Below are 13,897 nucleotides of genomic sequence, written 5' to 3'. Positions count from 1 at the left end.
TCAGGGGGCGACCGTAAGCGATGATGACGCCCTCGCGGGTGGAGGGCAGTTCGCTGTCGTTCCGGCAGGTAGCCGAGGGCGAGTTCGTGGGCCCGCGCGGCGGAACGGATGTCGGCCTCTGTGGGACCGTCCGGAGGGAGGAGGGCCAGGGCGTAGACCGGCGGCGATGCCGGTCAGCGCTACCGGAAAGCCCGCGAGGTGGCGGCGGAGCTGGTCCCGGCGGCGGAGGCACCGCTGGCGGGGCGGCAGAAGCGTCCAGCCGATCCGCAGCGCCGAGCCCGTGTCTTGGACGTCGTTCCCAGGTAGGCCACATGGTCGGGGCTCGGCGCCCTGCAGGTGCCGGGTGGGGCGCGGCGGGTGTCCGCGCCCCAACCGGCGATGATCAGCTTCCGGCCATCTCCTTCACCGACGCCTCATCGGATTCGGCGTCCACGAGGGTGCAAGGTGCGACCGGGCTGCCGGCCTTGGCCAGGAAGGTGCCGAGCGCCCAGCCCATTCCCGGGTGGTTGCCTGGCCGGAACTCCAGCACCAGCGTCTCCCCCTGCCGGATGTAGCTCGGGGAGATCACGAAGGTGTCGGCATTGATCGGCCTGGCGGCGTCCCGGGAGCGCCAGTTCTCCGGCTTGTCGAACTCCTGGCGCTCCTGTTCGGTCATGTTCTTGGTGCTCGGCGAATCGTAGGCCAGGTCCGCGCCGATGAAACGGCCAGGGGCGCACTGCTTGTCCGCCTCGGTGAAGGTCACGTCTGCTTGGATGTCCTCGGCCTTGAGCCTGGCCTCCAGCCCGTCGGGGTCCCGGAACTCCCGGACCGTCACCTGGACGGTGCCGTCGTCCTGCTTCACCACGGCGTACGCCGCGCTCTGCGACCCGAGGGTCAGCGGTACCGCCACCGCCGCGGCCGCGGCGAGGCCCGCGACCGCCGTCCCCGCGAGCATGCGGCGGCGCAGCGGGGAGGGGCCGTGCCGCGGCGCCGCGGCCGTGATCGCCGGGGACGGGTGGGCGTGCCCCGGCTCGGCGGTGCGCCTGCCCGGCAGCCAGGACGCGCGACGGCGCACGGGCGGCGTGGCGACGATCTCTTCCAGGAGTTCGTCCATGCCCTGGCTCAGGACGAGTTCGTCGTGCCCGGCGGCCGGGTCGATGCCGGCGAGCATGCGGTCGATCTTGTTCATCGGGTTTCTCCGCTCAGTCGGGTCATCACAGGGGTCTCATCCGTCGTGCCGAGTAGGTGGGCCAGTCGTTTGCGAGCCTTGTGCAGCCGCAGCCGGGCGGCGGTGTTGCTGCAGCCCAGCACCGTGGCGATCTGCGGGCCGGTCAGCCCTTCCCAGGTGGCCAGGGCGAGCACCTCCCGGTCGGCGGCGTTCAGGGCCGCGAAGGCTGCGCGGATCTCCTCGGTACGTGGATCGGCGGACGCGGTCTCCTGGCGGACGGCCAGTTCGCCGCGAAGCCGTACGGCCAGCGCGCTGCGGCGCGATTCGCCTCGCCGATGATTGGCCAGGACGCGACGGGCGGCTCCGTACAGCCACAGCAGGGCGGCGTCCCCCTCCGGGACGTCGTCCAGCCGCCGCCACGCGGCGAGAAAGGTTTCCGCGATCACATCGGCGACGTCGTCCACCGAGTGGGCACGGCGGAGCGCGTAGCGCTGTATTGCCGGATAGCAGGCGCGGTAGAGCGCCTCAAATCGATCTCGCGCGCTGAGGGGCGCGCGTGGATCTTGCACGGACGTCTCCTTGTCGAAGATGGGCGGAACACCCCACTAGGTGTCCGGCATCTCCGTCAGTGTTTCCTCCCCTGCTCACACGCATAGAAGGGGCATAAGGGAGATCGAACGGGTCCTGGTCAGGCCGCCGCGTCCACCAGCGCCCCGGAGACCTGGGACAGCACGGCCCGCGCCACCGCGTCGGCCCGGGGCAGCAGCGTCGCGAACGTACCGGCGGCGGTCAGGGAGCCCAGGGCGAAGCGGCGGGCGTGGACGGAGCCGTCCCCGGTGACCAGCCGGCCGTCGGGGAGGCGTACGTCCAGGAGGCCGGCCGCTTGACGGGCCTCGCCCCGGGCGTACAGGCCGGCGAGCAGCGGGTCGGCGCAGCCGCCCGGCCCGGTGTGCGGCCGCCGCGCCTCGATGAGCGTCCGCGCCCGCGTCAGGCCGGGAACGGTGGGACCGCTCGCCCGCCAGCCGTCCTCGTCCTGCTCGATACGCGGCTCGGCCCCGATGAACGTGACGATCCCCGCCCTGGCCAGGGCGTGCAGCTCGGCCTGGCGGGCCAGGGACGGGCCGTCGGCCAGCAGGCCGAACAGCCCCTCGAACCACGGATCGCCGGCCATTCGGGGACGCGCGTCCTCCAGCGCGCGGATCAGCGCCAGGTCGGGGCTGAAGCCGGGGTCGGACCGCCGTTCCAGGTCGGCCGCGAGATAGCCGTGCATCCACCGCTGCAGCCCGGCCAGGTCGCCGAAGCGCATGCCGTGCAGCGGGCGGGCGAGCCGGTCCAGGTGGAGCCGGTCCGCGAAGCGCGGCACGGACCTGGTCACCAGCGCGCGCATCTCCCTGCCGCCCTGTTCGGCGCGGGCGAAGGCGGGCTCGAACGCCGCCCACGTCGTCCTCGTACGGGACGGGTGGGCGGTGAACAGCTCCCGGTAGTAGGCGTACGCCAGCTCCTTGGCCGTCGCCTGCCGCTCGTCGCCCTCGTACGGGAACCGCCGCGCCCGCGCCTCCCCGGCCAGCTCGTACCCGGGACGGGCATGGTGCGGCACTCCGCGCCGCGAGCCCACGTACAGGAGGGGTTCGAGGCCGCCGGGCAGGTAGACCGGCTCGCCCTGGGGTCCCCGGGTGAAGCGGCCGCCGCGTCCGACGGTGAGCGGCGCCAGCAGGTCGGTGAACGCCCGTCCCGCGCCGCGCACGAGCACCGGCTCGCCCGCGGGCACGTTCTCCAGGTCGGGCCCGGGGTGGCCCTGGGCCAGCACCACGGCGTCCGCCTCCAGGGTCTCGCCTCCCAGCAGGCGTACGAGCTGCCTGCCCGCCGACTCGGCGAGCCCGATCGCCCGGTCGCGATGGACGTGCACCGGGACGCCGCACGGCGTCTCGCGCGCGGGCGCCGCGGGGTCCACCACGTGCACTTCCACCACGTGCACCTCCACCGCCGGTCCGCCGCCCGCCTGCGGGGCCTCGGCGCAGATCCTGTCCACCACGCACGTCCCGGCCGGTCCCGCGCCGATCACCACGATCGTGCCCACCGCGCCCTCCTCGGATGAGTCGGATGTGTTCCCGCTGAGAGGTGGTCAGCGACACCGGGCGCCGGCGACGCGGCAGAAGTCCACGTACGCGCGGGTGACCAGCGAGAGGCAGTGGCTCATGATCATGACGCTACCCGCCACTCCCCATATAGTCAACTATCCCTACTGGATATACAGGGAAATGGCAGTGCCGGGAACGGGTTGTCCGGCAGGAGCAGGACCCGGCGCCCCCGGTCGGGCTGCCCGGCCGCGTCCAGGTGCAGCAGCGCCGCCCCGATGCCGGCCGCGCCGACCATGTAGCCGGTGTCCGCGCTCACCTCGCCGGGCCGCACCCGGCGGTAGGCCTGGTACCAGCGGTAACCGCGCCCGTCGTGATCGTCGGCCCTGGCCACCAGGTCGGCCGCGAGGGTGCGGGCGAACTCCAGGCAGGAGGCGCGCCCCGTGACCGCCCACAACCCCACGAACAGCTCCACCAGGCCGGCCGTGCCGCAGCACTGGCAGGCCGAGTTCCAGTAGCCCGGCGTACGGCGCGGCGGGGCGGAGCTGTCGACCACGCCACGGGCCAGCCGCTCCACCCAGTCCAGGTCAGCGGGGTCCCCGGTCACCCGGTACAGCTCGTAGAACATCCTGGCCACCCCGGCCGCGCCCGAGCAGAACCCCGCGTAGAACAGCTCCCCCGACCGCGGCACGTGGTGCGGGACCAGCGCCCGGTCCCCGCCCGTCACGCTCACCTCGCGGACGAAACCGGCCCCGCTGCGGGCGGCGCGGAGGAAACGCTCATCTCCGGTCACTCCGTACAGGCGGGCCAGGAGGAAGGCGATCCCCGCCGTGCCGGTCAGGAAGCCGGGGGCGACCGCGTCGGAGGGCAGCCCGTCCAGTCCCCCGTGCCGGCGGCCGGGCACGGGCAGCCCGGCGATGCGCAGGCCCGCGCTGACAGCCGCCGCCTCGTACGCGGGCTCGCCGAACCGCGCGGCGGCGCGCAGCAGCCCCAGCGCGATGCCGCCGTCGCCGAGCTGGGCCGGGTCGAACGTCCAGCCGAAGCCGTCCACCCGGTTGTGCCCGCTCGCGACGACCAGGTCGGCGATGGCCGCCGCCTCGGCGTCGAGCCGGTCGTCCCCGAGCACCCAGCCGGCCTCCATCAGCGCGATCATCGTGCCGGTCAGCCCGTGGTGCAGCGTCAGGTCGTCCTCCCGCCGCCAGGTGGCCGCCAGCCACCGCGCACCCTCCCGCGCGTCCTCCAGGTACGCCTCGTGCCCGGTGGCGGCGGCCAGCTCCAGGAAGAACAGCACCACCCCGGCCGCGCCCGAGTACAGGGACCGGGGCCGCGGCCGCAGCGCCGGCCTCCCATGCCGGTCCGGGTTGGCCCGCCAGTGCCTGCCGTGCTCGTCGTCCACGGCGGCGGACCTGATCCAGCGCGCGGTCGAGATGGCGGCCGTCATCGGAGAGTGAGCACGGGCGCTCATGGGGCGGATCTCGTCCAAGCTCATGGCGGGACTATGGCACACCTCGCGGACAAATGCATACTATTTCCGTAGGTTTGGTCGGGAATTATCGGAGGAGTGCCGGGCGTCATAGCGGCCACGGGCGTCCTCCAGGTCGTCGTGATGCTCCACGGCCCAGTCGATCAGCGGCCAGACCCGTTCGAGCAGCGTACGGCCGAGCGCGGTCAGCTCGTAGTCGACGCGGGGCGGCACCTCGGCGTACACGCTGCGCGTGACCAGCCCGTCACGTTCGAGCCCGCGCAGGGTGGAGGTCAGCATGCGCTGGCTGATCCCGGGCATGGCACGTCTGAGCTCGTTGAAGCGGCGCGGGCCGGCTCCGAGCTCGTTGACGACACCCAGGGTCCACTTGTCCCCCACGCGGTTCAGGACGTCGCGTACCTGACAGGTCATCTCGTCGCGCGCCTTGAGCACGGAGCTCGCGCCGCCCGCGGGTCTGTCGGCGTTCATGGGTTCCCTCCGCTTCACCGGGGCAGAAAAAAGTGCCCACTTCCGGTAGGGAAACAGCGTTACTCAGAATGGTGCCGATCGCCAGCCGGAACCATCTCACCTGAGGAGATCCATCATGTCCGTGCAGACCGTCGTGCCCGTTCCCGACGAGACGTTCGCCACCCCCGCGCCCGCCGGGCAACTGGACCGCGCCACGGCCGCGTTGCGTGACAACGGCTTCATCGTGCACGTCGTGGACACCGCCGCCGAGGCCCGTGAACTCGTCACCGGACTGGTCCCCGGCGACGAGAGCGTCTTCACCGCCACCAGCGAGACGCTCCGGCTGTCCGGCATCGCCGCCGACCTCGACGAGTCGGGCCGGTTCACCTCCGTACGGGCCGGGGCCGAGGACCCCAAGGGCGACGTCCAGGCGGTCGTCCGGCTCGGCGCCACGGCCGAGTACGTCGTGGGCAGCGTGCACGCCGTGACCGAGGAGGGCCACCTGGTCATCGCCTCGGCCAGCGGCAGCCAGCTCGCGCCGTATGCGTCCGGAGCACGCAAGGTCATCTGGGTGGCCGGCGCCCAGAAGATCGTCCCGGACCTGGAGACCGCGCTGCGGCGGGCCCGGTCGTACAGCCTGCCGCGCGAGCACCAGCGCCTTCAAGCGTTCGGGCAGTCGTCGTTCATCGGCAAGATCCTCATCGTCGAGCGCGAGGCCCTGCCGGAGCGGGCCACCGTCGTGCTGGTGCGTGAGCCCATCGGCTTCTGAACGAACACCACGCCCCGCGCTCGCGACGGCTCAACGCAGACTCGGCCGCACGGCCACGGCGGCGGGCACCGGACTGTAACGGGCCACCAGCCGGGCCAAGGGCTCATCGATGCAGCCGAGCATCATGATGATCGCCTCATGATCGGCCTCCAGATGGCGATGGTGAATGGGGGCGTGATGAGCGATCTTGTTGCGCAGCACCCGCAGGAAGTCCAGCCGCCGATGGAGCGCGTGACGCCCTCCGCGATAGCCGGGAAATGCCCGGTACAAGGAGGCCCGCCACAGCCGCTGGTCGTAGTTGTTGCCACGCCCGACCAGACTCACCCAGAAGCCGAAAGGTAATTCGGCGACCACTTCCGGCGGCGTGGACCGCAGGCCCTGCCGGCCCAGCTGATGGACGGCGTCCCTGATCTTCGCCTGGGCGCCGTAGTGCAGGTCCGCCTGCGGATGTTCCCACCAGTCCTCTCGATCGAACAGGTGGGACATGCGCTGGTCGAGCACGCTGCGCAAGGCGAGCTCGAGATGCTGCAGGGGGCCGTAGAAGGCGGCCGCGACCTCGGTGTTCCAGCAGAACAGCCGCAGCGCGGCCACCTTGTCGCCCCCGCAGAACGCTTCGTACTCGGGCAGCCTGGCCTGAGTCAGCACCCCGTGCAGATGCCGGGCCTCCTGCTGATCCACAGGCCCTTCGCCTCCCTCGGCCGGAAACCGCGTGCTACCGTGGACGACATAAGCCCCGGGATTGCCTCTGCTCGCAAGCAGCCCGGGGCACAGCTGTCTCTGCGGGCTCCAGCCCGGCGACTCGGCGAGAGTAACACGCTGTAACGGAGGATGACGGTCCTTCGCGTACGCCTGTCGTCGCAGCTCCGAGACCCAACAAGCCTCACGCCTTTACATCGTAGATCACCTCGTGTCTCGAGCCGGCCGCAGGCCGAAGGCGCTGATGACGGCGGCCAGGACCGCGGCGGCGATGGGCACCGCCAGCGCGGCGCGATAGCCGTCGAGCATGCCCTCTCCCGTGGTGACGCCCGCCGTGGTGGCGACGATGACGGCGGTGCTGGCGGCGAGCCCGAGCGCCGCGCCGAACTGGAAGGAGGTGTACAGCAGCCCACCGGCCACTCCCTGCTCGCTCTCCCCCACGCCGTCGGTGGCGACGATGGTCAGCGGCCCGTACGCGAGGGCGAACGCCACCCCAAGGATGATCATGGTGGGGAACATGGCGAGGTAGACGGTGTCCATGCCGATGGGCAGGAACAGGACGTAGGACAGCACGGCCAGCAGCAGCCCCGCCACGATGACCTTCGCGTTGCCGAAACGGTTGACCAGCCGGGGCGTGAGCGTCGGGGCGAGAATGGCGTCCGCGCCGACGGCCAGCATGGCGAGGCTGGTCTGCAGCGAGCTCCAGCCCCGCAGCTCCTGCAGGTAGAGGACCGCGATGAACTGGAAGCCGAAGAAGGCGCCGGCGAACAGCAGGCCGGCCAGGTTCGCCCGTGCCAGCGGCCCGGAGCGCAGGAGGCCCAGCCGCAGGAGCGGAGCGGCGGATCTGCGCTCGATCACGACGAACAGGGCGACGAGGGCGAGTCCCGCGGCGATGATGGCGGCGGTCCAGCCGGCGTCCGCGTGGGCGGCCCGCTCGACGCCGAGCACCAGCAGCATGATGGCGGCGGTGACGGTGACCGCGCCGAGCACGTCCACGCGCCGGTCGCGGGGCCGTTCCTCCGGGGTGGCGGGAATCAGCGGCACGGCCAGCAGAAGGATGATCAGTGCCAGTACGGCGGGCGCGAAGAGCACCAGCCGCCAGTTCACCGCCGCCAGCAGGCCCCCGAGCACCAGCCCGAGCGAGAAGCCGCCCGCCGCTGTGCCGGAGTAGACCAGCAGCGCCTGGTTGCGTTGCGGTCCTTCCGCGAAGCTGGTGGTGATGATCGACAGTCCGGCCGGGGTCATGACCGCCGCGGCGACGCCGGCCACGAAGCGGGCGGCGATGAGCGTCCAGCCCTCCCCTGCCAAGCCGCCCAGGGCGGAGACGACGAAGAAGATCGCGAGCCAGACCAGGAACATCCGGCGGCGGCCGTACAGGTCGGCGGCCCTGCCCCCGACCAGCATGAACCCACCGTAGCCCAGGACGTAGGCGCTGATCACCCACTGCAGCTCGCCGGTGGACAGGCCGAGGTCGGTGCGGATGGCGGGCAGCGCCACGTTGAGCATGGCGACGTTGATGCCCTCCAGGAAGATCGCTCCGCACAGGACGAGCAGCGTTCCCCAGGCGCGTGGCGTCAGGCGCGGCGAGGCCGCCGGAGATTGAACGGTGGTGGACACAGGAAACTCTCCAATAGTTCTCTTTGGTAACGAAGGAATCTTGCGTCACCAAGGAGAGCCTTGGAAGACGGCACTTCAAAGGCACTGAGTTACTGCGCAGGAACCGAGGATGACCAGGCCGGACAGTGGGACGTCCCGGCGGACCGCCGCCCGCTCCGCCTACGATCGGCAGGCCGCGGAGGAGGAACACCGTCACAAACTTGTCGATTTCGGACCACGGACGCCACCGCATGCTCCATGATCAGCAATTGACCCGTCCGCCTTGCGCGTACGGGTCAGACCCTGTCAACAGAGGATCGGAGCGTTTTGCGGAAGAGAACAACCCTGCTCGCCACCGCCGTCCTGGCGTTAACGGCCTTCCTCCCCGCCCCACCGGCCGCCGCGGCGGCGGCCACCGGGCAGGACGGGATCACCTGGGCGCCCTGTGAGGAGGAGCCCAGCGCCGAGTGCGGCAAGCTGACCGTGCCGATCGACTGGTCGAAGCCCGACGGCCCGACCATCGACCTGGCCCTGGCCCGCCGCAAGGCCACCGACCCCGCCGCCCGGATCGGTTCGCTGGTCATCAACCCGGGCGGCCCGGGCGGTTCCGGGGTGGAGGCCGTGTACGGCGCCCCCGGCTCCTACACCGAGGAGCTGCAGAAGCGGTTCGACATCGTCGGGTTCGACCCGCGCGGCGTGGGCCGCAGCCACCCGGTGATCTGCTCGGCCTCGGTGTACAACCAGATGCCGCACACGGTGATGGCCGGCCAGGCCGACTTCGACGCCTGGAACGCCTTCTCCAAGAAGCTGCACGCCGACTGCCGCGAGCGTACCGGCCCGCTCTACGACCACGTCGACTCGCGCAACGTGGCCAGGGACATGGACGCCCTCCGCGCCGCGCTCGGCGAGGAGAAGCTGAGCTACTACGGCATCTCGTACGGGACGCTCATCGGACAGATGTACGCCGAGCTGTTCCCGGACCGGGTGCGCGCCCTGGCGCTGGACAGCAACATGGACCACAGCCTCGGCGTCGCGGGCTTCCTGGCCACCGAGGCGCTGGCCGTCGAGGACGCCTTCGACCAGTTCGTCGGCTGGTGCGAGGCCGACGAGAGCTGCGTCCTGCACGGGCGTGACGTACGCAAGATGTGGAAGGACCTGCTGGCCAAGGCGCGGCGCGGCGAGCTCGTCTACCCGGCCACCGGGACGAGGATGACGGAGCTGCAGGTCATCTACAACGCCGCGCTCGGCACCGAGGGCCCCGACTGGCGCACGCTGAGCGAGGTCATCGACTGGCTGAGCGGCGGCCCGGAGCCGTCGTGGGTGCCGCCGCTGCCCGGCCGGGGGCCGGTGGAGGGGGACGTGGCCGAGCTGCCGACGCGCATCCTGTGCCAGGACTACGACCTCAAGGTGCGCGACTACAACGAGTACGCCGCGCTCATGCGCGCGTCCAACGTGCTGGCGCCGGACACGCGGTACCACCCGTACCCGATCGACGACCTGCCGATCTGCCTCAACTCGGCGCCGACCAACCCGCCGCACCAGCTGCGGTACACCGGCGAGGCGCCGATCCTGCTCGGCAACTCGCTGCACGACCCCGCCACCCCGTACATCTGGTCCGCGAACGCGGCCCGGCAACTCGGGCCGAAGGCGGTGCTGCTCACGTACGAGGGCTGGGGGCACCGCATCTACGGCAAGGACAAGTGCCAGGACGACATCATCGACCAGTACCTGATCGCGCTGACCGTGCCGCCGCACGGCACCCGGTGCGCGGTGGGCACGCCCGAGGAGAGCCTGCTCAAGAAGCAGACGCCGCGGGCGTGGCCGACGGACCAGGCCCACTGGGCGTCCTGATCCGGGACCTCGGCGACTGAAGGAGCCCTGGCCGGGCTACCGGCCAGGGCTTTTTTCACGGGATGACGTCCGCCACCGGCTCAGGCGGCGCACTCCAGGCAGACCTGCCGGCCGCTCGGCCCCGAGACGCGCTGGCTACGGTGCATCACCAGGAAGCAGCGCGAGCAGGTGAACTCGTCCGCCTGCGGCGGGATCACCCGCACCGCCAGCTCCTCGCCCGACAGGTCCGCGCCGGGCAGCTCGATCGACTCGGCCAGCTCGGTCTCGTCGACGTCGATGACGGCGGACGAGAGGTCGGGGCGGCGGGTCAACGTGTCCGCGTAGCCCTCCTGGTCCGAGTCGTCGACCTTGCGCGGGGTGTCGTAGTCGGTCACCATGGCGTTCATCCGTCTCCTCATCTCGTACCTGCTGGCCGGTGGCCGCCGGTCTTGTGCCCAAATACGGGGAAATAGTCCTCTTCGGGCGAGAGAAAAATCAGAACCTTCGCGGGAACACCGAGGAAGTATGATCCGGGTATGAGCGAGGTCAAGAAGCGCATCACCATCACCGTGGACCCCCACCTGGCCGGGTACGCCGAGCAACTCGTGCAGGCGGGCAAGGCGGAGTCGGTGTCGGCGGCCTTCAACGAGGCCATGGCGATCAAGCGGCAGCGTGACCAGCACGCGCTGGCCAAGCTCCGCGAGCGCGCGGCGCACGCCGACCCGGCACGGGTGGAGCGCATGAGAAGGCACATCGAGGCCCAGAGCCGGGCGGCGGGCTTCGAGGTGGCCGCGGGTGAGTGACCACGTTCCGGCGCCGTACATCCTCGACGCCGGCGTCCTGGCGGAGATCGCGCGAGGCGACGCCGACCTCATCGGGCTCGTCCTGGACTACGACCGGATCGGCCAGCCACTGGTCATCTCGGCGCTGACGGCAGCCGGGGCGCTGCTGGACGCCCCCGGGGAGGAGGCGAGCGCGCTGCTGTCCGGTCTGACCGCGTTCGAGCACGTCCAGGTGGCGGCGCTCGACGGCGTCGAACAGGCGGCCCTGCTCGCCCAGATGATCCAGCGGACGGGCGTGGACCCGTGGGACGCGCATGTCGCGGCGCTGGCCCTCATGGCGACCTGCCCGATCCTCACGCTCGACCGCTCCCGCTGGGAGCGGACCGCCGCCGGTCTGGACGATCCGCTCTACTTCATCGAGATCGCCGACCCCGGCGAGTGAGGCACCGGGGCTCAGACGGGAGACGCGATCCTGACCGGCGCGGGCACCGAGGGGCAGCTCTCGCCGCCCGTACGTTCGGCCGCGTCGATGTAGTCGGCAAGCGCCTCGCGGGCCCGGGCGAGCCGGTCCATCTGATCGTCCAGCCGCCGCAGCCGTGACCGCATCGCGGCCAGCAACTCGGGACATCCGACCAGCTCCGGGGCCTCTCCGGCCGCGCACGGCAGCAGGTACGCGATGTCCTCCGACGACAGACCGGCGCCGAGCAGGTGCCGGATCTGCTTCACCCGCAGCACGGAGTCCTCGTCGTAGTCGCGGTAACCGTTCATGCCGCGTTCCGGCCGCAGCAGGCCCTGCGACTCGTAGTAGCGCAACTGGTGGGTGTTCACGCCCGTACGACGACTCAGTTCGCCGATCAGCATCGCGACCTCCGCTTGACCTTCATACCGGTATCAACGTTGACGATGCTGCCATGAACCGCACAACCGAAACCTCTGTAACGGTCATCGGACTCGGGCTGATGGGCCGGGCGCTCGCCGGCGCGTTCCTGAAGGCCGGGCATCCCACGACCGTGTGGAACCGTACGAGCGCCAAGGCCGGCCCGCTGGTGGCCGAGGGCGCGCGACTGGCGCCGACGGTGGGCGACGCGCTCAGGGCCAGCCCCCTGACGATCATCTGCCTCACCGACTACGCGGCCGTGCGCGAGCTGCTCAGCGAGAGCGAGAGCGAGAGCGAGCCGGCCGGCACGACGCTGATCAATCTGACCTCCGGCGACTCCGCCCAGGCCCGGGACGCCGCCCGATGGGCCGGGCAGCGCGGGGCCCGTTACCTGGACGGCGCCATCATGGCCGTCCCCCCGGCTATCGGGACCGCCGAGGCGGTGATCCTGCACAGCGGGCCGCAGGCCGACTTCGAGGCGCACAAGCCGGTGCTCGACGCGCTCGGCACCGTCACCTACCTCGGCGCGGACCCCGGGCTGGCGTCCCTGTACGACGTGGCCGGCCTCGCCATGATGTGGAGCGTGCTGAACGCCTGGCTCCAGGGCACGGCCCTGGTCAGGACGGCCGGGGTCGACGCCGCGACGTACGCGCCGTTCGCGCGGCAGATCGCCGCCGTGGTGGCCGATTGGCTGCCCGGGTACGCCGATCAGGTCGACCGCGGGTCCTTCCCCGCCGAGGTGTCGGCCCTGGAGACCGACGTGCGGGCGATGGCGCACCTGATCGAGGAGAGCGAGGCGGCAGGGGTCAACGCCGAACTGCCGAAGCTGTTCAAGGCGATGGCCGACCGCGCGATCGCCGCCGGGCACGGCGGGGAGCAGTACCCCGTACTGATCGAGGAGTTCAGCAAGCCCGGGGGCGACTGACCGATCCGGCGGGCCTGCTCAGGCGGGTCCGAGATCTCGATGACCGCCTTCGAGGGTGAGGACGGGGCAGAGCAGCAGGTCGGTGGCGTCCTTGGCGCCGGAGTCGCGGGCAGCCGCGGCGACGGCGACGACGGACATGACCACCGGCCGGCCCTGCTCGTCCCAGCGGGCGATCATCTCCAGCATCGCCCTCGCCGAAGCGGCCTTGCCCGGCCACACCATCGGCCCGGCACGTCCGCCGAAAATCAGTCGCGCACGGTCGCCGAAAAAGTGATATCAGTTAGATAGCAGAGTGAAATCGCCGAGAAGGGACGGACGATGGCGAACACATCGGGCGGGGCCACACTTGAGGCCACCGTCGTGGACATGCCGGCACCGCGCACGAGCGAGCGACCGGTGCGGGCGGCCAACGGGTTCGTGATGCTGGCAGTGGCGACGGCGCTGACCCTGGGCGGGATCGCGCTGCTCGTCGTGGGGATCGTCATGCTCGCCTCGGGGGCCGGGCAGGGCGGCGTCTGGGTGGGTGCCGCGGGCGTCCTGATGTTCCTGCTCGGGTTCCTCATGTACTTCGGCCTCACCGCGGTGGCGCCGGGCGAGGCCAGGGTGGTGCAGCTGCTCGGCCGGTACATCGGCACCCTGCGCACCCCCGGCTTCCAGTGGGTCAACCCGATCACGCTGCGCCGGCGGGTGTCCACGAGGATCCGCAACCACGAGACGGACGTGACGAAGGTCAACGACGCGGACGGCAACCCGATCCAGATCGCGACCGTGGTGGTCTGGCAGGTGCAGGACACCGCGCAGGCGGTCTTCGAGGTGGACGACTTCGTGGAGTTCGTGGCCATCCAGGCGGAGACGGCCGTGCGGCACATCGCGGGCAGCTACCCGTACGACGCGCACGGCGAGCCCAGGCTGTCCCTGCGGGACAACGCCGACGAGATCAACGAGCGGCTGTCCACGGAGATCTCGGCCAGAGTGGCCTCCGCCGGGGTCAAGGTCATCGAGTCCCGCATCATCCACCTGGCGTACGCGCCCGAGATCGCCCACGCCATGCTGCGCCGCCAGCAGGCGGGCGCGGTGGTCGCGGCCCGGCAGCGGATCGTCGACGGTGCGGTCGGCATGGTGGAGATGGCGCTGGCCAAGCTCGCCGAGCACAACGTGGTCGAGCTGGACGAGGAGCGCAAGGCGGCCATGGTGAGCAACCTGCTCGTGGTGCTGGTCGGTGACCGCGACACCCAGCCCGTGGTCAACACGGGCACGCTCTACCAGTAAT

General features: G+C 71.3%; 16 protein-coding genes. 6 read left to right on the top strand and 10 right to left on the bottom strand.

The annotated features are described in order from the left end of the window. Positions 1-382: 382 nt before the first annotated feature. The 5 genes from SMD20_RS46660 to SMD20_RS46640 all read right to left on the bottom strand — a co-directional run bounded on the left by SMD20_RS46660 (position 383) and on the right by SMD20_RS46640 (position 5,173). Positions 383-1,168 carry a hypothetical protein gene (locus SMD20_RS46660; RefSeq protein ID WP_329594133.1) on the bottom strand — a complete coding sequence of 262 codons (786 nt, stop codon included), beginning with the start codon at positions 1,166-1,168 and terminating at the stop codon, positions 383-385. Continuing rightward, the gene (locus tag SMD20_RS46655; protein ID WP_329594130.1) at positions 1,165-1,716 is read right to left on the bottom strand and encodes an RNA polymerase sigma factor; all 552 of its coding nucleotides are present in this window, start codon (positions 1,714-1,716) and stop codon (positions 1,165-1,167) included. The genes SMD20_RS46660 and SMD20_RS46655 overlap by 4 nt, the downstream gene beginning before the upstream one ends. A 119-nt stretch (positions 1,717-1,835) precedes the next feature. After that, on the bottom strand, positions 1,836-3,224 hold the full coding sequence (locus SMD20_RS46650) for an FAD/NAD(P)-binding protein (protein ID WP_329594127.1): 1,389 nt from the start codon (positions 3,222-3,224) through the stop codon (positions 1,836-1,838). 152 nt (positions 3,225-3,376) lie between these two features. Continuing rightward, positions 3,377-4,711, bottom strand: coding sequence for a lanthionine synthetase LanC family protein (locus SMD20_RS46645; protein WP_329594125.1), 1,335 nt, complete (start codon positions 4,709-4,711; stop codon positions 3,377-3,379). A 36-nt stretch (positions 4,712-4,747) separates the two neighbouring features. After that, positions 4,748-5,173: a winged helix-turn-helix transcriptional regulator gene (locus SMD20_RS46640; RefSeq protein ID WP_329594123.1), complete on the bottom strand. Its 426-nt coding sequence runs from the start codon at positions 5,171-5,173 to the stop codon at positions 4,748-4,750. A gap of 115 nt (positions 5,174-5,288) precedes the next feature. Between SMD20_RS46640 and SMD20_RS46635 the strand changes: the two genes are divergently transcribed. Then, a complete protein-coding gene (locus tag SMD20_RS46635; RefSeq protein WP_329594121.1) occupies positions 5,289-5,921 on the top strand; it encodes a lactate utilization protein in 633 nt (210 codons plus the stop codon). Positions 5,922-5,951: 30 nt separating this feature from the next. Here SMD20_RS46635 and SMD20_RS46630 read toward each other — a convergent pair whose 3' ends face one another. Together SMD20_RS46630 and SMD20_RS46625 are read right to left on the bottom strand one after the other, a co-directional pair. Next, positions 5,952-6,599, bottom strand: a complete 648-nt coding sequence (locus SMD20_RS46630) for a hypothetical protein (RefSeq protein ID WP_329594119.1) — start codon at positions 6,597-6,599, stop codon at positions 5,952-5,954. A 222-nt stretch (positions 6,600-6,821) separates the two neighbouring features. Continuing rightward, positions 6,822-8,234 (bottom strand): MFS transporter, encoded by a 1,413-nt coding sequence (locus tag SMD20_RS46625; protein WP_329594117.1) that lies wholly within the window; start codon positions 8,232-8,234, stop codon positions 6,822-6,824. A 306-nt stretch (positions 8,235-8,540) separates the two neighbouring features. Between SMD20_RS46625 and SMD20_RS46620 the strand changes: the two genes are divergently transcribed. Further along, a complete protein-coding gene (locus SMD20_RS46620; protein ID WP_329594115.1) occupies positions 8,541-10,064 on the top strand; it encodes an alpha/beta hydrolase in 1,524 nt (507 codons plus the stop codon). 80 nt (positions 10,065-10,144) lie between these two features. Here SMD20_RS46620 and SMD20_RS46615 read toward each other — a convergent pair whose 3' ends face one another. Continuing rightward, on the bottom strand, positions 10,145-10,441 hold the full coding sequence (locus SMD20_RS46615; protein ID WP_329594770.1) for a DUF4193 domain-containing protein: 297 nt from the start codon (positions 10,439-10,441) through the stop codon (positions 10,145-10,147). Between the two features lie 138 nt (positions 10,442-10,579). On the opposite strand from SMD20_RS46615, the gene SMD20_RS46610 reads away from it, so the two are divergent. After that, positions 10,580-10,846, top strand: a complete 267-nt coding sequence (locus SMD20_RS46610) for a hypothetical protein (protein WP_329594113.1) — start codon at positions 10,580-10,582, stop codon at positions 10,844-10,846. After that, positions 10,839-11,267, top strand: a complete 429-nt coding sequence (locus SMD20_RS46605; protein ID WP_143082465.1) for a type II toxin-antitoxin system VapC family toxin — start codon at positions 10,839-10,841, stop codon at positions 11,265-11,267. The genes SMD20_RS46610 and SMD20_RS46605 overlap by 8 nt, the downstream gene beginning before the upstream one ends. Before the next feature lie 11 nt (positions 11,268-11,278). Here the strand turns inward: SMD20_RS46605 and SMD20_RS46600 are convergent, their stop codons facing one another. After that, positions 11,279-11,686 (bottom strand): MerR family transcriptional regulator, encoded by a 408-nt coding sequence (locus SMD20_RS46600; protein ID WP_329594110.1) that lies wholly within the window; start codon positions 11,684-11,686, stop codon positions 11,279-11,281. 50 nt (positions 11,687-11,736) lie between these two features. Between SMD20_RS46600 and SMD20_RS46595 the strand changes: the two genes are divergently transcribed. Next, positions 11,737-12,627 (top strand): NAD(P)-dependent oxidoreductase, encoded by an 891-nt coding sequence (locus SMD20_RS46595; RefSeq protein ID WP_329594108.1) that lies wholly within the window; start codon positions 11,737-11,739, stop codon positions 12,625-12,627. 18 nt (positions 12,628-12,645) lie between these two features. Here SMD20_RS46595 and SMD20_RS46590 read toward each other — a convergent pair whose 3' ends face one another. Next, positions 12,646-12,813 carry a hypothetical protein gene (locus SMD20_RS46590; RefSeq protein WP_329594106.1) on the bottom strand — a complete coding sequence of 56 codons (168 nt, stop codon included), beginning with the start codon at positions 12,811-12,813 and terminating at the stop codon, positions 12,646-12,648. A 132-nt stretch (positions 12,814-12,945) separates the two neighbouring features. On the opposite strand from SMD20_RS46590, the gene SMD20_RS46585 reads away from it, so the two are divergent. Then, positions 12,946-13,896 (top strand): SPFH domain-containing protein, encoded by a 951-nt coding sequence (locus SMD20_RS46585; protein WP_329594104.1) that lies wholly within the window; start codon positions 12,946-12,948, stop codon positions 13,894-13,896. The last annotated feature ends 1 nt before the right edge of the window (position 13,897 follow it).

Origin of the sequence: Nonomuraea sp. LP-02, assembly GCF_036289125.1 — a bacterium.
Classification (GTDB): domain Bacteria; phylum Actinomycetota; class Actinomycetes; order Streptosporangiales; family Streptosporangiaceae; genus Nonomuraea; species Nonomuraea bangladeshensis.
Note: the sequence above shows the minus strand (reverse complement) of the source record. Positions and strands in the feature narration are given on the sequence as shown.